General features: G+C 45.7%; 24 protein-coding genes and 2 pseudogenes. 15 read left to right on the top strand and 11 right to left on the bottom strand.

What is annotated here, in order from left to right; translation table 11 throughout:
* Positions 1-198: 198 nt before the first annotated feature.
* A complete protein-coding gene (locus tag ACED28_RS09625) occupies positions 199-744 on the top strand; it encodes a gamma carbonic anhydrase family protein (protein ID WP_012605080.1) in 546 nt (181 codons plus the stop codon).
* Here ACED28_RS09625 and ACED28_RS09630 read toward each other — a convergent pair.
* The 4 genes from ACED28_RS09630 to ACED28_RS09645 all read right to left on the bottom strand — a co-directional run bounded on the left by ACED28_RS09630 (position 741) and on the right by ACED28_RS09645 (position 3,430).
* Complete coding sequence (locus ACED28_RS09630; protein ID WP_065104207.1) at positions 741-1,010, bottom strand: DUF1488 domain-containing protein; 270 nt, start codon at positions 1,008-1,010, stop codon at positions 741-743. The genes ACED28_RS09625 and ACED28_RS09630 overlap by 4 nt on opposite strands.
* 17 nt (positions 1,011-1,027) lie before the next feature.
* Positions 1,028-1,858: a shikimate dehydrogenase gene (gene aroE / locus ACED28_RS09635; protein ID WP_371702041.1), complete on the bottom strand. Its 831-nt coding sequence runs from the start codon at positions 1,856-1,858 to the stop codon at positions 1,028-1,030.
* Positions 1,859-1,935: 77 nt separating this feature from the next.
* Positions 1,936-2,853, bottom strand: a complete 918-nt coding sequence (gene hemF, locus ACED28_RS09640) for an oxygen-dependent coproporphyrinogen oxidase (protein ID WP_371709737.1) — start codon at positions 2,851-2,853, stop codon at positions 1,936-1,938.
* Positions 2,854-2,872: 19 nt separating this feature from the next.
* Positions 2,873-3,430: an L-threonylcarbamoyladenylate synthase gene (locus ACED28_RS09645; protein ID WP_004735778.1), complete on the bottom strand. Its 558-nt coding sequence runs from the start codon at positions 3,428-3,430 to the stop codon at positions 2,873-2,875.
* A 195-nt stretch (positions 3,431-3,625) separates the two neighbouring features.
* On the opposite strand from ACED28_RS09645, the gene purE reads away from it, so the two are divergent.
* Both purE and ACED28_RS09655 read left to right on the top strand, forming a co-directional pair.
* Positions 3,626-4,111, top strand: coding sequence for a 5-(carboxyamino)imidazole ribonucleotide mutase (gene purE / locus ACED28_RS09650; protein WP_004735777.1), 486 nt, complete (start codon positions 3,626-3,628; stop codon positions 4,109-4,111).
* Between the two features lie 5 nt (positions 4,112-4,116).
* A complete protein-coding gene (locus ACED28_RS09655; RefSeq protein ID WP_371709738.1) occupies positions 4,117-5,247 on the top strand; it encodes a 5-(carboxyamino)imidazole ribonucleotide synthase in 1,131 nt (376 codons plus the stop codon).
* Positions 5,248-5,333: 86 nt separating this feature from the next.
* Here the strand turns inward: ACED28_RS09655 and ACED28_RS09660 are convergent, their stop codons facing one another.
* From ACED28_RS09660 to ACED28_RS09675, 4 genes and pseudogenes are all read right to left on the bottom strand, one after another.
* Positions 5,334-5,903, bottom strand: a complete 570-nt coding sequence (locus ACED28_RS09660) for a type I DNA topoisomerase (RefSeq protein ID WP_017098117.1) — start codon at positions 5,901-5,903, stop codon at positions 5,334-5,336.
* A 12-nt stretch (positions 5,904-5,915) separates the two neighbouring features.
* On the bottom strand, positions 5,916-6,392 hold the full coding sequence (locus ACED28_RS09665; protein ID WP_009848094.1) for a DUF494 family protein: 477 nt from the start codon (positions 6,390-6,392) through the stop codon (positions 5,916-5,918).
* A 3-nt stretch (positions 6,393-6,395) separates the two neighbouring features.
* The gene (gene dprA / locus ACED28_RS09670) at positions 6,396-7,508 is read right to left on the bottom strand and encodes a DNA-processing protein DprA (RefSeq protein WP_371709739.1); all 1,113 of its coding nucleotides are present in this window, start codon (positions 7,506-7,508) and stop codon (positions 6,396-6,398) included.
* Positions 7,505-8,597 (bottom strand): annotated as a pseudogene (locus ACED28_RS09675) (LysM peptidoglycan-binding domain-containing protein). Before ACED28_RS09675 ends, dprA begins: the two are co-directional and overlap by 4 nt.
* A 140-nt stretch (positions 8,598-8,737) precedes the next feature.
* On the opposite strand from ACED28_RS09675, the gene def reads away from it, so the two are divergent.
* The 6 genes from def (at position 8,738) to ACED28_RS09705 (ending at position 15,248) form a co-directional block, all read left to right on the top strand.
* Positions 8,738-9,250 (top strand): peptide deformylase, encoded by a 513-nt coding sequence (def, locus tag ACED28_RS09680; RefSeq protein WP_004735769.1) that lies wholly within the window; start codon positions 8,738-8,740, stop codon positions 9,248-9,250.
* A 38-nt stretch (positions 9,251-9,288) separates the two neighbouring features.
* Positions 9,289-10,254 carry a methionyl-tRNA formyltransferase gene (gene fmt / locus ACED28_RS09685; protein ID WP_371709740.1) on the top strand — a complete coding sequence of 322 codons (966 nt, stop codon included), beginning with the start codon at positions 9,289-9,291 and terminating at the stop codon, positions 10,252-10,254.
* Between the two features lie 119 nt (positions 10,255-10,373).
* On the top strand, positions 10,374-11,654 hold the full coding sequence (gene rsmB / locus ACED28_RS09690) for a 16S rRNA (cytosine(967)-C(5))-methyltransferase RsmB (RefSeq protein ID WP_371709741.1): 1,281 nt from the start codon (positions 10,374-10,376) through the stop codon (positions 11,652-11,654).
* A 110-nt stretch (positions 11,655-11,764) separates the two neighbouring features.
* The gene (gene trkA / locus ACED28_RS09695; protein ID WP_004735766.1) at positions 11,765-13,141 is read left to right on the top strand and encodes a Trk system potassium transporter TrkA; all 1,377 of its coding nucleotides are present in this window, start codon (positions 11,765-11,767) and stop codon (positions 13,139-13,141) included.
* An 80-nt stretch (positions 13,142-13,221) separates the two neighbouring features.
* Positions 13,222-14,667: a TrkH family potassium uptake protein gene (locus tag ACED28_RS09700; RefSeq protein ID WP_009848099.1), complete on the top strand. Its 1,446-nt coding sequence runs from the start codon at positions 13,222-13,224 to the stop codon at positions 14,665-14,667.
* Between the two features lie 26 nt (positions 14,668-14,693).
* Positions 14,694-15,248 (top strand): DUF3157 family protein, encoded by a 555-nt coding sequence (locus ACED28_RS09705; RefSeq protein ID WP_009848100.1) that lies wholly within the window; start codon positions 14,694-14,696, stop codon positions 15,246-15,248.
* 22 nt (positions 15,249-15,270) lie between these two features.
* On the opposite strand, the gene ACED28_RS09710 is transcribed toward ACED28_RS09705, so the two are convergent.
* Positions 15,271-15,924 (bottom strand): hemolysin III family protein, encoded by a 654-nt coding sequence (locus ACED28_RS09710; RefSeq protein ID WP_004735763.1) that lies wholly within the window; start codon positions 15,922-15,924, stop codon positions 15,271-15,273.
* Between the two features lie 173 nt (positions 15,925-16,097).
* Positions 16,098-16,889, bottom strand: a complete 792-nt coding sequence (locus ACED28_RS09715) for a sporulation protein (protein WP_009848102.1) — start codon at positions 16,887-16,889, stop codon at positions 16,098-16,100.
* A gap of 283 nt (positions 16,890-17,172) precedes the next feature.
* Between ACED28_RS09715 and ACED28_RS09720 the strand changes: the two genes are divergently transcribed.
* The 6 genes from ACED28_RS09720 (at position 17,173) to ACED28_RS09745 (ending at position 22,287) form a co-directional block, all read left to right on the top strand.
* On the top strand, positions 17,173-17,340 hold the full coding sequence (locus tag ACED28_RS09720) for a hypothetical protein (RefSeq protein ID WP_009848103.1): 168 nt from the start codon (positions 17,173-17,175) through the stop codon (positions 17,338-17,340).
* A gap of 131 nt (positions 17,341-17,471) precedes the next feature.
* Positions 17,472-17,735, top strand: coding sequence for a YihD family protein (locus ACED28_RS09725; protein WP_009848104.1), 264 nt, complete (start codon positions 17,472-17,474; stop codon positions 17,733-17,735).
* A gap of 326 nt (positions 17,736-18,061) precedes the next feature.
* Complete coding sequence (ccoG, locus tag ACED28_RS09730; protein ID WP_371709742.1) at positions 18,062-19,480, top strand: cytochrome c oxidase accessory protein CcoG; 1,419 nt, start codon at positions 18,062-18,064, stop codon at positions 19,478-19,480.
* A 74-nt stretch (positions 19,481-19,554) separates the two neighbouring features.
* Positions 19,555-20,541 (top strand): serine/threonine protein kinase, encoded by a 987-nt coding sequence (locus ACED28_RS09735; protein ID WP_371709768.1) that lies wholly within the window; start codon positions 19,555-19,557, stop codon positions 20,539-20,541.
* Positions 20,542-20,594: 53 nt separating this feature from the next.
* Positions 20,595-21,194, top strand: a complete 600-nt coding sequence (locus ACED28_RS09740; RefSeq protein ID WP_012605095.1) for a thiol:disulfide interchange protein DsbA/DsbL — start codon at positions 20,595-20,597, stop codon at positions 21,192-21,194.
* Between the two features lie 139 nt (positions 21,195-21,333).
* Positions 21,334-22,287 carry a DUF2860 domain-containing protein gene (locus ACED28_RS09745; protein WP_017099682.1) on the top strand — a complete coding sequence of 318 codons (954 nt, stop codon included), beginning with the start codon at positions 21,334-21,336 and terminating at the stop codon, positions 22,285-22,287.
* 140 nt (positions 22,288-22,427) lie between these two features.
* On the opposite strand, the pseudogene ACED28_RS09750 reads toward ACED28_RS09745, so the two are convergent.
* Positions 22,428-23,759 (bottom strand): annotated as a pseudogene (locus ACED28_RS09750) (YifB family Mg chelatase-like AAA ATPase); the annotation flags it as partial.
* Positions 23,760-24,005 lie beyond the last annotated feature (246 nt).

Below are 24,005 nucleotides of genomic sequence, written 5' to 3' on the forward strand. Positions count from 1 at the left end.
ACTGATTCGTTTTGGTTTCTTACGAAGCCTTCCCGTTTCAACGAGGTCGCATTATAGAGATTTCGATCACACTGGCAAGCCCTTTTTAAAGTTTTTCTTACTTTTTTGATTGTTCGAGCGTTTTTTGTTCAAAACACCCCATTTTCACTAGTATTCCCCTTAATTAAGGGCTTAATGTGCCTATACAAAGGAGAATTTATGAGTTCAATACGCAGTTATAAAGGAATATCCCCTCAGATTGGACAAGGTGTATATATAGATACAAGTTCTGTTCTGGTTGGTGATATCAAAATCGGTGACGACTCTAGTGTGTGGCCTTTGGTTGCAGCTCGAGGGGATGTGAACCACATTCATATTGGAGATAGAACGAATATCCAAGACGGTAGCGTTTTGCACGTCACCCATAAAAATGCAGAAAACCCTGAGGGTTATCCTCTACTAATAGGTAATGATGTCACTATCGGCCATAAAGTAATGCTGCACGGATGCACCATTGAAGATCGCGTACTTGTTGGTATGGGAGCTATCGTGCTCGATGGCGTGGTTATTAAAGAAGATGTGATGATTGGTGCTGGTAGCTTGGTTCCGCCTAATAAGGTACTTGAAAGCGGTTATCTATATGTAGGAAGCCCAGTAAAACAAGCACGCCCATTAAATGATAAAGAGCGTGCCTTTTTACAGAAGTCAGCTGACAACTATGTTCAGAATAAAAACGACTATCTAGACTCTGTGTTGCCAGTCTAAAACACTTTGATCTGAATCCGATTAGAGGAGTCATACTCCTCTTCTTCTATTAACTCTTCAGCTAGCTCTTCAATATCAAAACGTAACTCTGAAAAGATAACTAAAGCTTGATCGCCTTCTTCTATATCTTTACCTGCCAATCGAGACAGCTCTTCAATAGACATAACACACTCAATCAGTGCGCCAGACTGCTGTGCTGGGAAGATGATTGATTGATTTTCTTCATCCCAATCTTGGATATCAGGAAATAGAATTGATTGATTCATTTTTTATAAATACCTCATTACATCTCTAGGTTTTTACGTAGTTCTCTTAAAATCTGTTTTGTTCCCGGACGAAGGCCACGCCAAAGCATAAAGCTCTCTGCTGCCTGCCCCACTAACATACCCAAGCCATCATAAGCAGCATGAACACCATTATCTAATGCCCACTGATTGAATACCGTGGTGCCCGATCCGTAAACCATGTCATAAACGGCGCTATTCGAATTGAAGATAATCTCAGAAACTTCAGGAAGTTGGCCACTTAGACCAGACGAGGTCGAGTTAATGATGACATCAAACCCTTCATTAACATCGCTTAACCCCATTCCTTTGATGTTTCCATGTGAAGAAAACATCTCGGCCAGAAGTTCAGCCTTTGAACTGGTTCGATTAGCGACTACCAACTGTTGTGGCTTTTGGTCGAGAAGAGGTTGAATCACTCCTCGAGCAGCACCACCAGCGCCAAGCAGAAGAACGCGAGCCCCTTCGAGCATAACTTGATGTTGAAGAAGGTCTTGAACTAAACCCTCACCATCGGTGTTATCACCAATGATCTCTCCATCATCTAGCTTCTTAAGTGTGTTTACAGCACCTGCTAGTTCAGCTCTTTCAGTCAGGCGATTAGCGAACTGATAAGCATCTTCTTTAAATGGCGCTGTGACATTACACCCTCTACCACCGTCACTAAAAAAAGCTTGAGCAGCAGTGATGAATTCACCTTGTTCTGGCTGGAGTGCTGTATAGGTAAGTTGTTGGCTGGTTTGGCGAGCAAATAGTGTATGAATGAATGGCGATTTGCTTTGCCCAATAGGATTACCGAAAACGGCATAACGATCTACTTGCTGTGTCATATCCTTACCTAACAGAAATAATAAAAAGGGTCATCTATATAGATGACCCTATCACTATCCCTATAAGGAAGGAAGAACTACCAAACTCGAGGTTTGAGGTAGTCACTATAAAGAAGAGCTTCTGGTGAACCCGCTTGTGGTTCGTAGCGGTATTCCCAACGAGCCAACGGCGGCATAGACATCAATATAGACTCTGTGCGACCACCACTTTGCAGACCAAATAAGGTGCCACGGTCGTAAACTAGGTTAAATTCAACATAGCGACCACGACGATAAAGTTGGAAGTCACGCTCGCGCTCACCGTAAGACGTCTCTTTTCGTCGTTCTACAATTGGTAGATAGGCGGCTGCAAAGCCTTCACCGACAGCTTGCATATAAGCAAAGCTCTTATCGAAACCCCACTCATTCAGATCATCAAAGAACAGACCACCAACACCGCGTGTTTCGTCTCGGTGAGGCAGATAGAAGTATTTATCACACCACTCTTTATGTTCTTGGTAAACGTCCTCACCAAATGGTGCGCACAGATCTTTAGCGGTTTGATGCCAAGACTGGCAATCTTCATCAAAAGGATAGAATGGTGTTAAATCAAAACCACCACCAAACCACCAAATTGGGTCTTCACCTTCTTTTTCCGCAATAAAGAATCGAACGTTCGCGTGTGAGGTTGGGATGTATGGGTTTTTAGGGTGGATTACTAATGAAACGCCCATCGCTTCAAACTTACGCCCGGCTAATTCAGGACGATGAGCGGTTGCAGAGGCAGGCATAGCTTTACCCGCTACATGAGAGAAGTTAACTCCGCCTTGTTCAAATAAAGCACCATTGGTCATCACGCGAGTTCGACCACCGCCACCAAGGCGTTCGCCAGGTTCACGCTCCCATGCATCTTCTTCAAACAGTGCTGTGCCATCAGCTTGCTCAAGCTGTTGGCAAATCGAATCTTGTAGGCTCAGTAAAAACTGTTTTACTGCCTCTTTATCAATTGCTGACATCTTTCTTCCTTTGCAGGGTTTAACCCTGTCTTAATATTTTCGACGTTTTTGCATCTCTAATTTCGCTTGGCTTCTCACGACCACCCGTTTGACCTTCGAGAATAGCCACCAAATGTTGACCCAGTTGCTGTTGAACTTCTTCAGTCGTCATACAAGGTGGTTCACCTGTCAGGTTAGCACTGGTCGAGGTTAACGGCTTACCGAATTCATTACACATTCTTTGAACCAAAGGGTGATCCGTCACTCGCACCGCGATGGATTCAAATTGGCCACTGACCCAATCAGTTACTTTACTACTGGTTGGCATTATCCAAGTAACAGGGCCAGGCCATGTTGCTTTTACGGTCGCTAACTGCGCTTCAGTCAGTTGGCTTTCGTCAATATAGGGCAGCAACTGCTCGTAACTCGCAGCAATTAGGATCAACCCTTTCTCCATCGGCCGCTGTTTTAAATCGAGCAATTTCTTAATGGCTTGTGGATTATCGGGATCACAACCGACCCCAAAAACGCCTTCAGTCGGGTAAGCAATGACTTCACCTTGTTGTAATGCCTGCAAAGTATGTTGAAAGTTATCCAAGGGTTGCCTCATTAATTCTGTTATCGAACTCGCTAAGTGTACAAATTATCATTCACTGTGACTAAAGCTATTTGTTTATAAAATGTATCAATTAACAACCTAGACTGACGCAAACGTTTTCCTTAAGCTATTTTACCCGTATAATGCGCGTAAAATATCTAATCACTAATTAAATCGTACCTGAAGGAGTTTGAGATGACTGTCGGTATTATCATGGGTTCTAAATCTGATTGGCCAACAATGAAGCTAGCTGCAGAAATGTTGGATCAGTTTGGCGTGGCGTACGAAACAAAAGTGGTTTCTGCTCACCGCACACCTCAGTTGCTTGCTGACTACGCAACCAGTGCGAAAGAGCGCGGTATTAAAGTGATTATTGCTGGTGCTGGCGGTGCTGCGCATCTTCCGGGCATGGCGGCTGCTTTCACAAGCGTACCTGTTTTAGGTGTTCCTGTTCAGTCTAAAGCACTGAAGGGCATGGACTCACTGCTTTCTATCGTACAAATGCCAAAAGGTATCGCGGTAGGTACTCTGGCTATCGGTGAAGCTGGTGCTGCTAACGCTGGCATCCTAGCCGCTCAAATCATTGGTACACACAATGAAGAAGTGATGGCGAAAGTAGAAGCGTTCCGCTCTGAGCAAACAGAAACGGTTCTTGCTAATCCAAACCCTGCAGAGGACTAATTCCCATGCATGTTCTTGTGTTAGGCGCGGGCCAACTTGCTCGCATGATGTCCCTAGCTGGGGCACCGCTGAATATTGAAATTTCTGCTTTTGATGTTGGCAGCAAAAATATTGTTCACCCATTAACGCAAGCGATTCTAGGCAGCGGCTTAGACAATGCGATTGAGCGTGCGGACGTCATTACTGCTGAATTCGAGCATATCCCTCATGATGTACTTGAGGTGTGTGAGCGCAGCGGTAAGTTCTTACCGACAACAGAAGCAATCAAAGCTGGCGGTGACCGTCGCCTTGAAAAAGCCCTATTAGACGAAGCAAGCGTGAAAAATGCTAAGTACTACGTGATTAACTCTCGCGAAGACTTTGACGCTGCGATCGCTCACGTTGGCTTACCAATGGTATTGAAGAGCACACTTGGCGGCTACGATGGCAAAGGTCAATGGCGCTTAAAGACATTAGATAACGTTGACGCGACTTGGACAGAAATGGCTGAGTGCATCGCAGCAACAGACAACCAAGCCATTGTTGCTGAAGAGTTTGTCCCGTTTGACCGCGAAGTATCACTGGTGGGTGCTCGTGGCGCCAATGGTGAGATTCAAGTGTACCCACTGGCTGAAAATGTTCACACCGATGGCGTGTTGAGCTTATCGACAGCGATTGATGACATTGAACTGCAAGAGCAAGCGAAAACCATGTTCACTGCCATTGCTGAACGCTTAGATTACGTTGGTGTGCTCGCGCTAGAGTTCTTTGATGTTCAAGGTTCACTGCTGGTTAACGAGATTGCACCACGTGTTCATAACTCTGGCCACTGGACGCAGCAAGGCGCTGAAACTTGTCAGTTTGAGAACCACCTACGTGCCGTATGTGGGATGCCACTAGGCAGCACCAAACTGATTCGCCCAACCGCAATGATCAACATCCTTGGCGAAGATACCCTACCTGAAGCAATTCTTGCTCAAGGTGGCTGTCATGTTCATTGGTATGGTAAAGAGAAGCGTGCAGGTCGTAAGATGGGCCACATTAACGTGAGCGCTGACTACAACGCAGAGCTGCAAAGAGCGTTATGCTCACTGGCAGGCATTCTCGATAAGCAAGCCTACCCTGCTGTGCATGAATTTGCTGAGCAGATGAAGTAAGTCTACATTGCTTGATGAATATAGAACGTTTATTGGATATAGAAACGGCGCTCAGTGAGCGCCGTTTTTTTGTCTATAACATCAGGTTATTGAGATTGAATGTGGTGACACTTGCGATCAGCACATTGTTTCTTGATTCCATTGGCTGTTTTCTTCTCAAGTAACAACGGGAACTGACACTCTTCACAACGACCGATAATAGGTGGTTGGTTTACTGCAAACTTACACTTTGGGTAGTTATCACAAGCATAGAAGGTTTTGCCATAGCGAGATTTACGCTCAACCAAATGGCCTCTGCCACACTCAGGACAAGCAACAAGTGGCTGCTCTTCTGGTTGTTCTTTTGGTTGATCCAAAGATTCGATGTGATTACACGTTGGGTAGCTACTACAACCAATGAACATCCCAAAGCGGCCTTGCCTTAATACCAATTCGTTTTGGCATTTAGGACATGGCACACCCAGCTCTTTCACCACGTGTCCATCGTTTTGATGCAAAGGCTTGATGTAATCACAGCTCGGATACTGCTTACAGCCTAAAAATGGGCCGTGCTTACCATGGCGAAGCTGAAGCTCTCCACCACACTGTGGACATGGTTCATGCTCTAATGCATGTTCATGTGCTGAAAAAAGCTGATTATCAATCTTACTACTCATGACAAGCCTGTATTAATGCAAGATACCTTGCTCTTTGGTGTACAACAGCTCTTCCATTTGCGTGTAAGCACTTTCATTACCCGGTACATTAAATAGCACCATTAAGATAATCCATTTCAGATCATCCAATTCAAATTCGTTGGTCTCAAGCCCCATCACACGATCAATCACCATTTCACGAATCTCTGTCGTAAGCACGTTGATCTGCTCAAGGAACAATAAGAAGCCTCGACACTCCATATTAATACGTGAAATCTCTCGACTGGTATAAATACGCATCGAGGTATTGGAACACACACTAATCGCCGCTTGGTTCTCGGTATCTTGCAATGCAGCAAGATCTTCTAACCAATGGAGGGCCTTATAAATATCATCTTGGTGAAACCCAGCTCGAAGAAGCTCATCTTCCAGCTCATCTTGATCCACCTGCAATTCAGAATCGCTATGGATGTAGGTTTCAAACAAGTACATCAGTATGTCCATCATCATAGCTTAGCCTCTCCCCTTTCGAATATAGCCACCGGAAACTGCAACAACATGCCCTGAGAGCTCAAGCTCTAAAAGCTGCATCATGACCTCATGCACAGGTATATGGGTTCTCTGTGCCAAAATATCAACGGGTGTCGCCTCTAATCCTACGTTAGCTAACAGCTGTGGAAATGGCAATTGTTCATTTTCACTCTCATTCGGCGTAGGCTCGAACAAACTGGGCTGCTGATCTATAGACCAGTCTAACAGACTCTTTATTTCGATCAGAACATCTTGAGCATTTTGCACCAAACATGCACCGGCTTTAATTAAGCTATTGCCGCCACGGCTGGTAGGGCTATGAATTGAACCGGGCAGCGCAAACACTTCTCGGCCTTGCTCCATGGCATAGCGAGCTGTAATCAAAGAGCCGCTCTTCTCAGCCGCTTCAACTACCAAGGTTCCGAGCGATAATCCACTTATAATACGGTTACGGCGAGGGAAATGTTCAGGTCGTGGTTTGGCACTTGGGCGAAACTCTGAAACCAATGCACCATTTTCACAGATCCTATCGGCTAAGTTTCTGTGCCGCGCTGGGTAAATGGAATCTAAGCCAGAGCCCAGCACTGCGAAAGTCTCCCCTCCTTTATCCAAAGCACCATCATGAGCATAACCATCAATACCCAACGCTAAGCCACTAGTGACAATCAAGCCATTTTGGACGAACTCTTTGGCGAAGGACTTCGCTGTCTGCAGCCCTTCGATACTGGCATTACGGCTACCAACCATCGCGATCTGAGGCTCGATCAGTTTTTCAACGTGACCTTTAACGAAAAGTACGCTTGGCGCAGAGGCGATCTCGTTCAGTAGTTTGGGATAATGTGAGCAATTAGGGGTAATGATGTGATGGTTAGTTTGTTTTGCTTGCCATGCTAAGCAAGCCTCCACTTCTCTTGGGGCTTGCTCTCTTAAATAGGAGATTTGCTTAGCTGACAAGCCAATCGCTTGCAGTTGCTGGCTTGAGTAGCCAACAATATTAAAAGGAGAATCAATGCTCAGCAGTCGAGAAAGTCGCTTGCCACCCAATTGCGGTACAAAACTTAGAGTTAGCCAAGCGCTCAGTTGTTGCTCATTCACTCGGTGCCCTTAAGCTCTTCCGTCAAAGCAAGGTCCAAAGGCGATACCGCCAGAATGTCATTGCTAACAGGCTTAGAGCTCTGAGTGATCAAAGCCAAGCTAAAATACTCATAAGGACGAATGACCATCAAACTACCAAGTGAGGTACTTGGCAATTGCACCTTATCGCTCGCCGCCGACTCTTTATAGCTGTATTCGCCTTGCTTACCAAACACCACCGCACCGCTTTCGCTGAGCGTAAACATAGAGCCTTGGCGAAGATTGTCTTGCGAGCCTTTGGTTAATAACCACGACCTGATTCTTTGCGCTGTATTGGCTGCCATCTAACGAACCCAAGATATTAGCAAACTGACCCGCAGCACTAGGCGCAGGATAAAACGTGGTTGAGAGCTTCACCTGATCAACGCCAAGTTCTGGTAACACGAGGTCGTTGAGCAGTACCTCTTGCAGCTGAGTCTCTATTTGCAAACTACTGAACTCAGCATCCACCTCTTTCAAGCGCGCCGTGGCGACCAAACGCAAAGAGGTAATACTCGCTTGAGGTTGTTGCCTTTGATAAGTCTCGACGGCACGGTAGATACCCCATTTTTGATGCTGCTGGTTTCCCGAAATAAACAATCGGTCTTCACCCGATAAGAAGCGTTTGCCATCACTGGTCCCTAACACTCGTTGCGCTGACTGGATATCTTGCTGCTCAACCAAGCGGTCAGATTGTAGATACGGTAGAACAAGCCCCTCATTCACGGTAGGTACTGCTTTCATCTCTGATACACGAATCTTAGGGCGTAGCTTTATGACGGGTTTGAGGCTCAACACAGGCTCGCCATTAATCCAAACCAGAGACAATTTATCTCCAGGGTAAATAAGGTGAGGGTTTTCTATTTCAGGGTTTACCTGCCATAGCCTTGGCCACAACCAAGGGCTATCGAGATACATCGCGGAAATATCCCATAAGGTATCCCCCTTAACCACCACATACGCCTCGGGTGCGCCTTGTTTAATGGTTAAAGGTTGCTCACTATTTTCAGCCATAACGGCGAACGAAAGCGAGGCACAAATAAGAGAAAAAGTGGGAGAAAAATGACGCATGACCTAGGTTCCTTGGTCTGAATATATGACATCTGATTAGAGAATTAACTTCAGGATGCTGTCATTTGACCTCTAAAATGTCTAGAATTGAGCCAACAAGGTTTAAGCTGTTTCGGCACAGTTCAATATTTCGAGTGTATATGTCTGTATTACAAGTATTAACATTACCAGATGATCGTCTACGTACCGTGGCGAAACCGGTAAAAGAAGTTACCCCAGAGATTCAAAAGTTCGTTGATGACATGATTGAAACCATGTACGACGAAGAAGGTATCGGCCTTGCTGCAACGCAAGTAGATTTCCACCAGCGCATCGTTGTTATCGATATTTCAGAAACACGTGACGAGCCTATGGTTCTGATCAACCCTGAAATTACCGACAAACGTGGCGAAGATGGTATCGAAGAAGGCTGTCTATCTGTACCAGGCGCTCGAGCTCTAGTACCTCGCGCTGCAGAAGTAACGGTTAAAGCATTAGACCGTGAAGGCAACGAATTCACATTCGACGCTGACGACCTTCTGGCTATCTGTGTTCAGCACGAACTTGACCACCTAGAAGGCAAGTTGTTTGTTGATTACCTATCGCCACTAAAGCGCAAACGTATTCAAGATAAGCTAGCGAAGATTAAACGTTTCAACGAGAAACAAGGTTAATAACCGCTGCTATTACTAAATTAAGAAGGAAGTCTACCTTGGGTCAATCTTTAAGAATTGTCTTCGCAGGTACTCCGGATTTCGCCGCCCTTCATTTGGCGGCGTTGTTGTCTTCGGAGCATGAAGTTATTGCTGTTTACACACAGCCAGATCGTCCAGCAGGCCGCGGTAAAAAACTGACTGCGAGCCCAGTAAAAAACATCGCACTTGAAAACAATATTCCGGTTTACCAACCAGAAAATTTCAAGTCAGATGAAGCTAAGCAAGAGCTAGCAGATTTGAATGCTGACATCATGGTTGTTGTCGCTTACGGCTTGCTTCTTCCACAAGCTGTACTAGATACGCCTCGCTTGGGTTGTATTAACGTGCATGGTTCTATCCTACCGCGCTGGCGTGGTGCTGCTCCGATCCAACGCTCTATCTGGGCGGGCGATAAAGAGACTGGCGTAACGATCATGCAGATGGATATCGGCCTAGATACCGGGGATATGCTAAACATCGCAACGCTACCAATCGAATCTACAGATACCAGTGCGTCAATGTACGAAAAGTTAGCTGGTCTTGGTCCTGATGCGCTTGTTGAGTGTTTAGCCGACATCGCTTCTGGTAAAGCCGTAGCTGAGAAGCAAGACGACGAACTTGCTAACTACGCGAAGAAGCTGAGCAAAGAAGAAGCTAAAATTGATTGGAATGACAGTGCAGAACACATCGAACGTTGTGTGCGCGCTTTCAACCCGTGGCCAATAAGTCACTTTGCGATTGTTGATAGCAGCTCTAATGATGAAAAAAGCATTAAAGTTTGGCAAACGCGTGTTGATGAAGAATCGACATCTGCGCCAGCTGGCTCAATCATCAAAGCAGATAAGACTGGTATTTATGTTGCGACTGGCGACAAAGTACTAGTATTGGAACAGTTACAAGTTCCAGGTAAAAAAGCCATGTCAGTTCAAGATATCTTGAACTCACGTGCAAGCTGGTTTGAAGTTGGTACTCAACTTTCTTAACCGCTTTAAAGCTACTCAATATGTACTTTAAAACGTGTAGCTTGTAAAAACACAGTTTAGAAAACCTTTACGAGGGCAGAGATGCCCTCATGTATTCAAATAAATATTCGGTACCCCTCATGAATGTTCGCGCTGCTGCTGCAAATGTCCTATTCCAAGTTGTCGATAAAGGCCACTCTCTTTCACACGCTCTCCCTGCGGCTCAAAAAACGATCCGTCCGCGAGACCATGCTCTACTGCAAGAGATTTGCTACGGCGCACTTCGTTACCTGCCTCGCTTAGAGTCAATCGCTAACGAACTGATGGAAAACTCGCTTAAAGGTAAAAAGCGTGTATTCCACCATCTGATCTTAGTAGGCATTTACCAGTTGAGCTTTATGCGCATTCCTTCGCATGCTGCCGTTGCTGAAACAGTTGAAGCAACCAAAACACTGCGCGGCCCAAGCCTGAGTGGTTTGATCAACGCAGTACTTCGCAGCTACCTGCGCGATCAAGAAGAGCTAGATGAGAAAGCCGTTAGCCACAATGCGGGCAAATACAGCCATCCAAGCTGGATTCTAAAAATGCTTCAAGAAAGCTACCCAGATCAGTGGGAGCAATTGGTTGAAGCAAACAACAGCAAGGCACCAATGTGGCTGCGCGTAAACCGCCAACACCACACTCGTGACGAGTATGTTGAACTGCTTAAAAACGAAAACATTGAATACACACTGCACCCTGAAGCGGCTGATGCCATAAAATTAGCATCACCTTGTGATGTTACTTTGCTTCCTGGTTTCGACCGAGGCTGGGTATCAGTACAAGATGCTGCAGCTCAACTTTCTGTTGATTACCTAACACCAAAAGATGGTGAGCTAATCCTAGATTGCTGCGCAGCACCTGGTGGTAAAACTGCACACATTCTTGAACATACTCAAGACACTGAAGTGGTTGCAATCGACAGTGATATTAAACGCCTAGACCGCGTTTACGATAACCTTGAACGCCTACAACTACGTGCCGACGTAATCTGTGGTGATGCTCGCTACCCTGAAGAGTGGTGGACGGGCAGTCAGTTTGACCGCATCCTACTTGATGCTCCGTGTTCAGCGACGGGTGTAATCCGCCGTCACCCTGACATTAAGTGGCTACGCCGTGCATCTGATATTGATGCTCTAGCAGAGCTGCAAAGCGAGATCTTGGATGCAATGTGGCGCCAGCTAAAAGAAGGCGGCACTATGGTTTATGCGACATGTTCTATCACGCCGCAAGAAAACGTGCTGCAAGTGAAAGCATTCTTAGAGCGTACCGAGAACGCAACGCTGGTTGGGTCTGATATCGAAAAACCGGGTCGTCAAATACTGCCTGGTGAAGAAGATATGGATGGCTTCTACTACGCAGTTCTAGTAAAACATGCATAACAACTAACAGCGGCTAAGAATTTATTTCTTAGCCGCTGTTTCTTTCTAGTGCATTATCAAAGCGAAAATAGATCACTAGAATTACAACGGCAAAAAATAAGAGAAAGGCTATGAAGATCATTATTCTAGGTGCTGGACAAGTTGGCGGTACCCTTGCTGAAAACCTAGTGGGTGAAAACAATGACATCACGATCGTCGACCGTAATGCCGACCGACTTCGTGAACTTCAGGACAAATACGACCTTAGGGTTGTAAACGGTTATGCCAGCCACCCGAACACACTACGTGAAGCGGGCGCGCAAGATGCCGACATGTTGGTTGCCGTAACCAACATGGATGAAACCAACATGGCCGCATGTCAGGTTGCCTTCTCTCTGTTTAATACGCCAAACCGAATTGCTCGTATTCGTTCTCCTCAATATCTAGAAGAGAAAGAAGCGCTCTTCAAATCAGGTGCTATCCCAGTCGATCACCTGATTGCACCCGAAGAGCTAGTGACCAGCTACATCGAGCGCCTGATTCAATATCCAGGTGCATTGCAGGTTGTGAGTTTTGCTGAACAGAAAGTTAGCCTAGTAGCAGTAAAAGCTTATTACGGTGGACCATTGGTTGGTAACGCCCTGTCTGCTTTACGTGAGCACATGCCGCACATCGATACTCGTGTTGCCGCTATCTTCCGTCAAGGTCGCCCTATTCGCCCACAAGGCACCACCATCATTGAAGCCGATGATGAGGTTTTCTTTGTGGCAGCAAGTAACCACATCCGCTCAGTAATGAGTGAACTGCAACGCCTAGAGAAACCGTACCGACGCATTATGATTGTTGGCGGTGGTAACATTGGTGCAAGCTTGGCAAAGCGCCTTGAGCAGAGCTACAGCATCAAGCTTATCGAGCGCAGCTACACTCGCGCCGAGAAGCTATCTGAAGAATTAGAAAACACCATCGTATTCTGTGGTGATGCAGCCGACCAAGAACTGCTGACCGAAGAGAACATCGATCAGGTAGATGTGTTCATCGCTCTAACCAATGAAGATGAAACCAACATCATGTCAGCGATGCTGGCGAAGCGAATGGGCGCCAAGAAAGTAATGGTGCTGATTCAGCGTGGCGCTTATGTCGACCTTGTTCAGGGTGGCGTGATTGATATTGCGATATCTCCACAGCAAGCGACGATTTCTGCGCTACTTACTCACGTTCGTCGTGCTGATATTGTTAACGTATCCTCTCTACGTCGCGGCGCTGCAGAAGCGATTGAAGCCATTGCTCACGGTGACGAAACTACCTCTAAAGTTGTTGGCCGAGCGATTGGCGACATCAAACTGCCACCGGGCACCACCATTGGTGCGATTGTTCGCGGAGAAGAGGTGCTTATCGCGCACGATAGAACCGTAATCGAACAGGATGACCACGTAGTGATGTTCCTAGTGGACAAGAAATACGTACCTGATGTTGAGTCTCTATTCCAACCGAGCCCGTTCTTCTTATAGCCTTGTTCTCGTGAGCTTCTTCTCGCAGCTTTCTTCTTGTGAGAACGACGCTCCGGCTCAAAGCGATGGTCTATTAAGCTATGGTCAACTTTCGTCCGATATTATTAGTGATAGGGTTAGTGTTATCAAAACTCGCCCTTTTCATGTACATCCCTACATTGGTTGCCTTTTTCACAGGCACCGGTGGCTTCCTCGAGTTTGGTCAATCGGTAGTGATCACGCACATTGTGGCGTTCATCTGCTTGAGCTTGGGCCGCTCCGCTAAGTTCCGACTTGGGGTGCGGGACATGTTCCTTATCACCTCTTTGGTTTGGACAATTGCCAGCGCCTTTGCCGCCCTGCCATTTGTCTTCATTAACCACATCAGCTTTACAGATGCCTACTTCGAAACCATGTCAGGTATCACCACGACAGGCTCAACCGTATTAAGCGGCTTAGACAGCATGGCACCAAGTATTCTGTTGTGGCGTTCTATACTGCAATGGTTAGGCGGTATCGGCTTTATCGTGATGGCGGTAGCGGTTCTACCAATGCTCAACGTTGGTGGTATGCGCCTGTTCCAAACTGAATCATCCGATTGGTCAGATAAAAGTAGCCCACGAGCAAAAACAGTCGCGAAAAACATCGTGGCGGTTTATCTGGTTCTGACTGGCTTATGCATCATTAGCTATCTGTTTGCAGGCATGGGCATCTTTGATGCGATCAATCACGCGTTCACAACACTGTCGACGGGGGGGTACTCAACATCAGATGGATCAATGAACCACTTCTCCAACAGTGCTCACTGGGTAGGAACACTGTTCATGTTCCTTGGCGGCCTGCCGTTCTTACTGTTCGTTAGCGCACTGCGTGGAAGAAAACTCTCAATCCTCTACAAAGACGCGCAAGTGAGAGGTTTTACATACCTGTTCTTGGTCACCAGCGCCGTAATATCAACATGGTTGGTGGTTAGAGATGGCTACACTGTTATGGATGCGATGCGTGTTTCGATGTTCAACATCGTATCAGTCGTCACCACAACCGGTTTTGGCTTAGAAGACTTCACCGCGTGGGGTGCACTGCCAACGACCTTGTTTGCATTCCTAATGATGGCGGGAGCTTGCTCGGGTTCAACCTCTGGCGGTATAAAAATCTTCCGCTTCCAGATCGCGATGACCATGCTCCACAAACAAATGATGAAGCTAATTCACCCATCGGGCGTGTTTGTTCAACGCTACAATCAGCGACCTGTGAATGACGACATTGTGCGTTCACTCGTGGCATTTGGTTTGATGTTCTTTATCACGATTATCTTAATTGCTGGTGGTTTGAGTGCGATGGGGTTAGACCCAATAACAAGCATCTCAGGCGCTATCACAGCCGTTGCCAACGTGGGCCCGGGAATGGGGAGCGTGATCGGTCCAACCGGGAACTTTGCTCCACTGCCAGACGCCGCTAAATGGTTGCTAAGTTTAGGCATGCTAATGGGACGACTCGAGATACTGACGCTCATTGTTCTATTTTTCCCAGCCTTTTGGCGACGCTAATTCCGCGAATATTTAAGGAAACACAGATGAAATCATACGTACTTCTCGCTAGCGCATTGCTCGCAAACTCAGTATTCGTAAGTTCTGCCTTTGCTGATCAAATGGTCACATTGTCTGATGGTAAGCAAGTGTTACTAAAAGACGATTTTACTTGGCAGTATGTGAGTAACGCATCATCGAATGCAGAGTCAGCATTGACGAGTATTCCTGTAGCCAAAAACACACGCGGTACCACAATCAAGATTGGAGACACCAAGCCAAGCTTGCAGCTTTCCAAATCAGGTGTGGACGTTTTGATTGGGGCAGGACTCTACGAGAATGAACAGCTAATCTTACCTATTTCAGTCACTAACCAAAGCACAGAAGCCGTCGTGCTAGTTACGCTAAATATCACTGTCTACTCACCAACGGGTGAGCTGCTGCATCAAGGCAGTATCAACACTTGGCAATCCATTAAGCGCCTTGCTGATACCTACCTTCGACCACAAACTTCGGCAGAAGGTAAATACTTAGCGATCGATGTTGATAAGTATCCTGAATATAAAATAGACGTGGAGATCACTGACGTTTCTACCCGTTAGGGGCATACCGGTTCAATCAAAACTAAACCGGTGTCACAAACAGATAGATAGCGAAGAAATGGCAAGCGCAGCCCGCCAATACAAACAAGTGCCAGATGGCATGGTTATAAGGGATGCGTTTTGCCACATAGAAAATCACACCCAGCGAGTAAATCACTCCGCCAACTGCCAGTAACACCAAACCACCTATATCGATATTCATCGCTAATTGATAAACAACTATCAAAGATAGCCAACCCATCGCTAGGTAAATGAACAGCGATAAACGCTTGAATCGATAAACGAAGGCTATCTTCATGATGATGCCCACTAGCGCAATCCCCCAGATCACCGCCATCAAGCCCATCGCTAATGGAGTTCTTAAGCCCACTAAGAGAAACGGCGTGTAACTGCCCGCAATCAACAAATAAATCGCACAGTGGTCAAGGGTTTTGAGTAAGCGCTTGGTTTTCTCAGTGGTGATAGAGTGGTACAACGTGGAGGCGAGAAAGAGCAGAATAATACTGCTGCCATACACAGCCATACTAGCAACAGTTAGCATGTCGGCTTGGTAATCAAACGCACGAATAAGCAGCAAGATCAGACCAACCACGCCGAGCACAACGCCCAAGCCATGGGTTATTGCATTAGCGCGTTCTTCGATGTCACTGTATTCGCTGGCTGATGATGCAGACATGAATATCCTACTAGAGTAAATGTTCGATTGACCCAGTATTGCACATTAAGCTTACACGTGTAAGCTTAAATTTTTATGACACCTTTTATGACATTAATGACGCCTGAAATATGTAATGAGGCTAAAAGATCCAAAACTAAATAACCAAAGAGTTAATTAAAGGGTTATAGGAACTAAGAGGCGTTATCTAGATATTCAAGTACCATCTTGCCAGCATCTTGTGGTGAGGTATCCAGTGGCACACTCAATTGACGCTGTAGCTTACCAACGCCTAGCAAGCTAGCTAACATGCCTTTTGCACCATCGCGATTTCTATCAATCTCGAACCACAACTTCAGCTCTGTTTCATCACGATGAGCCACCACTTCCAATTCACGCCAACGGCCATGATAAGGACCCGTCGTCGGCACAAACTCAAACTCTTGTACAAACGGCAGTTCAAAGCCTTTGACCGCTTCACATTCCACTTGACGAATGCGCAGGCCTTGAGCTTCAAGCTCGTTAAAAATACCATCGAGCAGTGGGTCGGGACGAACCGTTAAGGTGTCTTTATCCGATGGGTCAATCGCCATCGCAATATCCAACCCGGTTTCCAGCCACACCTTTGAATCACCAATCGTAACCGGTGTGTTCAGTGGCACATCAAACTCACATTCAAAGTCACGGGTTTCACCCGGCTGAATCACAAAGGCATACGGCAAGCTCCATTTTGCAAGCGAGTATGTCTGGTGCATTCGGCGTTTATGACCGCCCTCTTGTCCTTGCGAGTTCGCGGTAACTTCTTTGACGTAGCGACAGCATAAGTTGAGATCAATGTTATCGATCTCCTGCGGCTGAGCACCTCCGTAGACATGTACAATAATGCTCGCCTTCTTACCTGGATAAAGCACTTCCTGTTGCAATACAGAATCTACCTTGGCAGATCCAATTCCAAAACTTGCTAACGTTTTCTTTAAGAACGACATATGCACCTCCTTTAAAACATCATCTTAAGCCTGAAAGAGGTTCAAACTCAAATATACTGCTCACACTATTTTAGCTCTAATATCGTTTAATTATCACTCAGGCGTCGATCGATAACTTAGATAGTGATAATCTAACCCTTGATATGCATGCATATCATTATCCTGATTTATTTTTCGGATTGGCGAAAGCCAGACGAGTGACTCTTCAAGTAATTGAGGCGGAGCTCATGATAAATCAGGCCATTAGATTGGCAATGGATATGCCTGACCGTTAGGTAAATTAATGCGCCCAACAGCTGTCAGGTTCTCGCACACCAACCGTAGTGCGATGCGTCGTCGTAGTGGCTTTGTTGCTGCTCCAACGGCTAAGAAATTGGCTCCTACAATGACTCTCGTTGAGAAGGCTGCTTTATTAGCACCGACTGCAACAAAAGTAATTAAAGCCGCTTAACAAAAAGCGCAGTTTTTACTGCGCTTTTTTCTTGCCCGCTCCCATCTTGAAATGTGTTTACACATTGGTATTCCCTACCCGATTTGATACCTTAGCCACAAATCATTATAAAATTTGTGGAGAAATAAAGTATGAAGTGTCACCGCATTGAAGAACTGCTTGAACTGATGGAGCCTGAGTGGCAGAAAGATCAAGAGCTTAACCTATTAGAGTTCATCATTAAGCTATCAAAAGAAGCGGGCTACCAAGGTAAGCTTGAAGAGCTCACTGACGATGTTCTTATCTACCATCTAAAAATGCGTAATAGCGAAAAAGATGAAATGATCCCAGGTCTTAAAAAAGACCAAGAAGATGATTTCAAAACCGCAATTCTAAAAGCGCGTGGCCTTCTTTAGTCGCCTATTTATTTAGGGCTCAATTGCCGTATAGATAAAAAACTCAATGTTTAAAAGCGACCACTCGGTCGCTTTTTTGTTTCTGTTCGCTATTTTTTCGTCACAACTGTTATGACTTTTGTTGTTAAAGGTTGATAGCGTTAAAGAAATGAGAACAAGATTGTCGCTATAATCGCCATCCATAAGAATCTTCTAAAATAATAAGAGTGAGTGCGATACCAATAAATGCACCAAGCTCAATTTCTACAGGTTCTCTAAACCATACTTTCAAGTAATGTCGTCATGCTCGAGTTAACCGGGCAAACAAGCCACAAAAAGGATAGTCCATGAGTCAGGATAAAATCGATATCAAAGATGTGACTCCTAAAACCTTTAACCCAAAAACACATAAAGGTAATGGAGATCGATTTAACCCAAGTAACCGAATCTATGTTCGAGAAAGCAAAGGTAAATTCCAACAACTGCGCCGTTATGGCGGTTGGTTCTTACTTTTACTTTTTGCGCTTATCCCATGGATCCCATTTGGTGAGCGACAAGCGATCTTGCTCGATATCGGCAGCCAACAGTTCAACTTCTTTGGTACAACCCTATACCCACAAGATCTAACGCTACTCGCTATCCTCTTCATGATTGCGGCGTTTGGCTTGTTCTTCATAACCACCTTCTTAGGGCGAGTCTGGTGTGGCTACCTGTGTCCACAAACCGTCTGGACCTTCATGTACATCTGGTTCGAAGAGAAACTGGAGGGTGCGGCTAACAAGCGTAAGAAGCAAGATTCAAACAAACTCACCGCCAATTTGGCGATCAGAAAGACACTCAAACACATCGCATGGTGGGCGATTGCGATTGCGACGGGCTTAACCTTTGTCGGTTATTTCATCCCAATCAAAGAGCTGGTGGTTGGCTTCTTTACCTTTAATTCCACTTTTTGGCCTGTGTTTTGGGTATTGTTCTTTGCTGGGTGTACTTATGCGAATGCCGGATGGATGCGTTCTATTGTTTGTCTGCACATGTGTCCTTACGCGCGTTTCCAATCGGCAATGTTCGATAAAGATACCTTCATCGTGGGTTACGACACTGAACGAGGTGAAAGCCGCGGCCCTCGCTCTCGTAAAGCCGATCCAAAAGAACTTGGTCTAGGCGACTGTATTGACTGTAATTTATGCGTTCAAGTGTGCCCGACGGGTATCGATATTCGTGACGGTCTGCAATACGAGTGTATTAACTGTGGCGCGTGTATTGATGCTTGTGACAACACCATGGAACGTATGGGTTATGAGAAAGGTCTGATCAACTACACCACCGAACATAGGCTTGAGGGGCACTCAACCAAGGTGATGCGTCCTAAGCTCTTGGGCTATGGCGTAATACTGATCGTTATGTTGGGGCTGTTTTTCGCACAAATCGCGAGTGTTGATCCTGCAGGCTTAAGCGTTCTGCGCGATAGAAACCAACTATTTAGAATCAATAGCCAAGGGCTTGTCGAAAATACTTACAACTTAAAAGTCATCAACAAGACTCAGCAAGAGCAAGAGTACAAACTTGATGTCAGCGGGCTGCCGGATTCTATCTGGTACGGTAAACAAACGATTACCGTAGACCCAGGTGAGGTTTTAAACCTTCCTATCAGTTTGGGCGTCGATCCAGAAAAACTGAGCTCACCAGTTTCGACAATTCAGTTTATACTCTCGGATAATGAAGAGTTTACGATGAAAGTCGAAAGCCGCTTTATCAAGAAGCTCTGATACCAGTCACCTTAGTGCTAGGTATAACAACCCAATAAATGGAAAAAGGCTCAGTAATGAGCCTTTTTTATTCTATGACGATGCAAGCCTTTAACTTTGATAACCTGACTCCTGACTTCATGTGGTACGCACTGGAGAGTATTGGAGTCCGTGCTGAATCCGGGCTTCTCGCTCTCAACAGTTACGAAAATCGAGTGTATCAATTCACCGATGAAGATCGCAAACGCTACGTTGTTAAGTTTTACCGCCCGCAGCGTTGGAACAAAGCACAGATCCAAGAAGAACACGACTTCGCGTTAGAGCTAATCGAACAAGAGATGCCAGTCGCTCCACCCATGCGAGTCAACGGCGCAACCTTGCATGAATATCAAGGCTACCTATTTGCCTTATTTGAAAGTGTTGGTGGCAGACAGTACGAAGTCGACAATCTAGACCAATTGGAAGGCGTTGGGCGTTTCCTTGGTCGTATTCATAAAGCCAGCGCGGGGAGAACATTCCAACATCGCCCAACCATCAGCTTAGATGAATACCTTTATCAACCACGTAAAATTCTAGAGAGCTCTCAGTTTATCCCGACACACCTAGAGAACGCATTCTTTAATGATGTCGACCTTCTGATCAAAGAGCTAGAGAGCCAGTGGCCAAGCAATATTGAAAATATCCGCCTGCATGGTGACTGCCACCCTGGCAATATCTTATGGCGTGACGGGCCAATGTTCGTCGATCTTGATGACGCACGTAACGGCCCTGCGATACAAGATTTGTGGATGCTGCTTAACGGCGAGCGTCAAGATAAGCTAATGCAACTGGATATTCTGCTAGAGAGCTATCAAGAATTTTGCGATTTTAATACCGCGCAACTGAAACTAATCGAACCACTACGCGGTCTACGTATGGTGCATTACATGGCATGGTTGGCGAAACGATGGAACGATCCTGCATTTCCTCTAGCCTTCCCATGGTTTAATGATCCAAAATATTGGGAGCAACAAGTACTTGCTTGTAAAGAGCAAATTGCTACCCTGCAAGAGCCACCACTTTCGTTAATGCCTCAGTGGTAACAGCAATCGCAACACAACTAGATAAAAATTCAAACATAATGGAGATTGGATAAATGAAAAAGCTATTCGCATTTTTCTCATTGATCATGTTGAGCCTTTCAGCTCACGCTGCGAAATTTAACGAAGGTGAACACTACAAAGTTCTCGATCTAGAAGCATCAAAAAAACCAATGGTGACAGAGTTCTTCTCTTTTTACTGCCCACACTGTAATAGCTTTGAACCAATCATCCAGCAGCTAAAACAACAGCTACCAAAAGACGCTAAGCTACAGAAGAACCATGTTTCATTCATGGGTGGCAACATGGGTCTGCCAATGAGCAAAGCTTACGCAACCATGATTGCCCTGAAAGTTGAAGACAAAATGGTGCCAGTGATGTTTAACCGCATCCACACCATGAACAAGCCACCACGCGATGAAGCAGAATTGCGTCAAATCTTCCTAGACGAAGGCGTTGATGCTAAGAAATTCGATGCGGCATACAACGGCTTTGCAGTCGACTCTATGGTTCGCCGCTTCGACAAAGCATTCAAAGACAGCGGTCTTTCTGGTGTTCCTGCGGTCGTCGTTAACAACCGCTACCTAGTAGACGCTCAAGGTATCAGCTCTCTCGATGAGTACTTCGAGCTCGTTAACTTCCTACTTAAGAAGTAACGTATTGATTAAAGGAAGCTTCGGCTTCCTTTTTTGCACTAGTTCAAAAATATTCATAGATAAACAATCATCCTGAAAACGTTGTGCTTTACTGATATTAATATCCAGTCCTAAGAACTGGTAGGCAAGGAGCCTTTGAATGAAAATAAAAATAACGCTTTTGGCACTGAGCATTGCAACCTCTCCTGCTTTTGCCAAGCTTGCAGACGAACAAGGTTTCAGTGGTGAAATTTCTATTAATACAGGGGTTACCTCTTCCACCTCAAACTTTAATACCGATGCAGATAGCACCATTTCGTCCATTAACCAGAAAGCCTCATCTGAGAGCTCATTTCTTATCGCTCCTTTGGGTAGTATTGCTTACACCTTTGGCGAAAAATTAAATCACCAGGTATACACAGGTACAACTCGTGATGACGTAGCAACAGGTACTGTGGTGCTTGAATTGGGTTATAAATACCAACTAGAGTCAGGCATGACCATCGACGCTTCACTTCTGCCGACTGTCATGTCTGGTGAGACTTGGGCCGATCCGTACAACACCACTTCAGGTCGCACCAAAACGGATGAAACAGGCAATGCCTTTCGTTTGAAACTAAGTAGCATTGCGGGCTCAGCTTTCTCGTTAGACATGGCCTACGCCACCAAAGATGTAGAAGATGATCGAGTTAGAGAAGAACTTCAGCGTGATGCCAATACTTTCTATCTGAAAGGTCAGTACCGTCAACCAATCAATCGCACCATGATGTTAGTACCATCATTGATTTACCAATCAAGTTCTGCCGATGGCAAAGCTGCCTCTTATGAACAGTTTGGCGGTGAAGTGAGTTTGTTTGGCGGTATGGGTCGTCACCAATACGCACTAACAGCGGGCTATAACCAACGCTCTTACGATGCAAGCAACCCTATCTACAGCAAGAAGCGCAGCGACGACAACATCAACCTATTTGCCGCGTATGAATATGATCAATTCATGGACTGGGAAAACTGGTCGTTTGTTTCGCTTGCGGGCTACGGCACCAGCGACTCGAACATTACCTTCTACGATGAATCACAATACATCGTCTCAGTTGGCTTGAACTACAAGTTCTAGTTAGGCATCACTGCTCGCTAATAACCATTAGTTCATAACAATTGGTTCATAACAAGAAAGCCTGCGTAAAAAGCAGGCTTTCTTGTTTTTATACCAATCACAGTAAATAAATGACCCGTTGTTTACTACGATAGGTATGACTACACAGCTTGAGCCGAGAGTTGTTTCAACAGTCGATCCATCGCTCGATAACCAAGAGCCTCTGATAAATGCTTCTTTTCAATCTGCGCATTACCCTCTAGGTCCGCAATAGTTCGTGCTACCTTGATGATTCGATGATAAGCACGAATCGATAAGCCCAGTCGATGCAGTGCCGTTTCTAAAAACTCCGCATCCTCGCGTCGCAATGGGCAATACTTTTCAATTTCTCGGCTGCCTAACAGTGCGTTCGACTTATGGTTTCGAGATAACATCAACTGACGCGCTTGTTTGACTCTTTGCTTTACCACTTGAGTCGTTTCACCACGATCGCCACCTTCAGCCAACATCCCTTTGGGCAATAGTGGGATCTCCAATGACATATCGAACCGATCAAGCAGTGGCCCCGATAATCGATTGAGATAGCGCAATATGATCTGAGGATTAGCGCGTGCTTGATTGCCTTCGTAATAACCAGTCGGGCTTGGGTTCAAGGCTCCGACCAACTGAAAGCGTGCAGGAAAACGAGTCTTGCCTGCCACGCGTGAAATAATGATCTCACCTGACTCTAGAGGCTCTCGTAATGAATCGAGCACCTTGCGCTCAAACTCAGGCATCTCATCGAGAAACAATAATCCGTTATGCGCCAAAGAGATCTCTCCGGGGCGAGGTATCGAGCCACCACCGACCAATGCTGCCATCGAACTCGAATGGTGTGGAGAACGGAAAGGTCGTTGTTTCCAGTTGTATTGATTGATTTCTTGTTGCGTTAAAGAAGCCACCGAAGCGGTTTCCATCGCCTCGTCGTCACTCATCTCAGGTAACAAATCGCGCAATCGAGACGCCAACATGGTTTTTCCAGTTCCGGGCGGGCCGAGAAAAAGAAGGTTATGGTTGCCCGCTGCGGCGATCTCCAGTGCTCGCTTACCTTGTTGCTGGCCAATAATATCTTGTAGGTCACGATTATCAGACACATCGACATGATGATGCTCGGTTCGATATAAACCAAGCTGAGCCTGGCCACACATATCAGCGCAAACCTCCAACAAGGTTTGTGCAGATTTATGCGCTCCCTTGCCAACTAAGGCCGCCTGATCACCGTTATGGTGCGGAACCACCAAGCATCGCTCAACACTATCCGCCGCTAATGTTGCTGGTAGCACTCCTTTGACTGAACGCAGCTCTCCCGATAACGCCAACTCACCGATAAATTCATGTTGAACTATTTTTGATGTAGGAAGCTGATCTGACGCCACCAAAATCCCAAGCGCAATTGGCAGATCGAAACGTCCTCCCTCTTTGGGTAAATCTGCAGGTGCAAGGTTGACCGTGACAAACCCTACAATTTACACGGCAGTCCATCCCCATCAGCCCATCAGCCCATCAGCCCATCAGCCCATCAGCCCCAAAATATATTACGAACACTAAATCTCCAGAAAAAACACTCCAAAAACATCGAACCTAATATTTGACAATTATTAAACTTGCGGTATAAAAATTATAATTCAGACGAGAAATCGGCTTAACTAATAATAACCATTTATTATCCCCTCGCCACTTTTTAATACTTCGTATTAATA

Origin of the sequence: Vibrio sp. 1F253 (assembly GCF_041439295.1) — a bacterium.
GTDB lineage: Bacteria > Pseudomonadota > Gammaproteobacteria > Enterobacterales > Vibrionaceae > Vibrio > Vibrio tasmaniensis_A.

Coding starts and splice junctions, on each gene's coding strand:
- ACED28_RS09715 (WP_009848102.1), bottom strand. CDS start 16,889: ATGTCGTTCTTAAAGAAAACGTTAGCAAGTTTTGGAATTGGATCTGCC.
- trkA (WP_004735766.1), top strand. CDS start 11,765: ATGAAGATCATTATTCTAGGTGCTGGACAAGTTGGCGGTACCCTTGCT.
- ACED28_RS09720 (WP_009848103.1), top strand. CDS start 17,173: ATGCGCCCAACAGCTGTCAGGTTCTCGCACACCAACCGTAGTGCGATG.
- ACED28_RS09725 (WP_009848104.1), top strand. CDS start 17,472: ATGAAGTGTCACCGCATTGAAGAACTGCTTGAACTGATGGAGCCTGAG.
- ACED28_RS09710 (WP_004735763.1), bottom strand. CDS start 15,924: ATGTCTGCATCATCAGCCAGCGAATACAGTGACATCGAAGAACGCGCT.
- ccoG (WP_371709742.1), top strand. CDS start 18,062: ATGAGTCAGGATAAAATCGATATCAAAGATGTGACTCCTAAAACCTTT.
- purE (WP_004735777.1), top strand. CDS start 3,626: ATGACTGTCGGTATTATCATGGGTTCTAAATCTGATTGGCCAACAATG.
- rsmB (WP_371709741.1), top strand. CDS start 10,374: ATGAATGTTCGCGCTGCTGCTGCAAATGTCCTATTCCAAGTTGTCGAT.
- ACED28_RS09665 (WP_009848094.1), bottom strand. CDS start 6,392: ATGATGATGGACATACTGATGTACTTGTTTGAAACCTACATCCATAGC.
- hemF (WP_371709737.1), bottom strand. CDS start 2,853: ATGTCAGCAATTGATAAAGAGGCAGTAAAACAGTTTTTACTGAGCCTA.
- aroE (WP_371702041.1), bottom strand. CDS start 1,858: ATGACACAGCAAGTAGATCGTTATGCCGTTTTCGGTAATCCTATTGGG.
- ACED28_RS09655 (WP_371709738.1), top strand. CDS start 4,117: ATGCATGTTCTTGTGTTAGGCGCGGGCCAACTTGCTCGCATGATGTCC.
- ACED28_RS09625 (WP_012605080.1), top strand. CDS start 199: ATGAGTTCAATACGCAGTTATAAAGGAATATCCCCTCAGATTGGACAA.
- ACED28_RS09740 (WP_012605095.1), top strand. CDS start 20,595: ATGAAAAAGCTATTCGCATTTTTCTCATTGATCATGTTGAGCCTTTCA.
- ACED28_RS09660 (WP_017098117.1), bottom strand. CDS start 5,903: ATGAGTAGTAAGATTGATAATCAGCTTTTTTCAGCACATGAACATGCA.
- ACED28_RS09705 (WP_009848100.1), top strand. CDS start 14,694: ATGAAATCATACGTACTTCTCGCTAGCGCATTGCTCGCAAACTCAGTA.
- def (WP_004735769.1), top strand. CDS start 8,738: ATGTCTGTATTACAAGTATTAACATTACCAGATGATCGTCTACGTACC.
- ACED28_RS09630 (WP_065104207.1), bottom strand. CDS start 1,010: ATGAATCAATCAATTCTATTTCCTGATATCCAAGATTGGGATGAAGAA.
- ACED28_RS09700 (WP_009848099.1), top strand. CDS start 13,222: ATGGTCAACTTTCGTCCGATATTATTAGTGATAGGGTTAGTGTTATCA.
- ACED28_RS09745 (WP_017099682.1), top strand. CDS start 21,334: ATGAAAATAAAAATAACGCTTTTGGCACTGAGCATTGCAACCTCTCCT.
- ACED28_RS09735 (WP_371709768.1), top strand. CDS start 19,555: ATGACGATGCAAGCCTTTAACTTTGATAACCTGACTCCTGACTTCATG.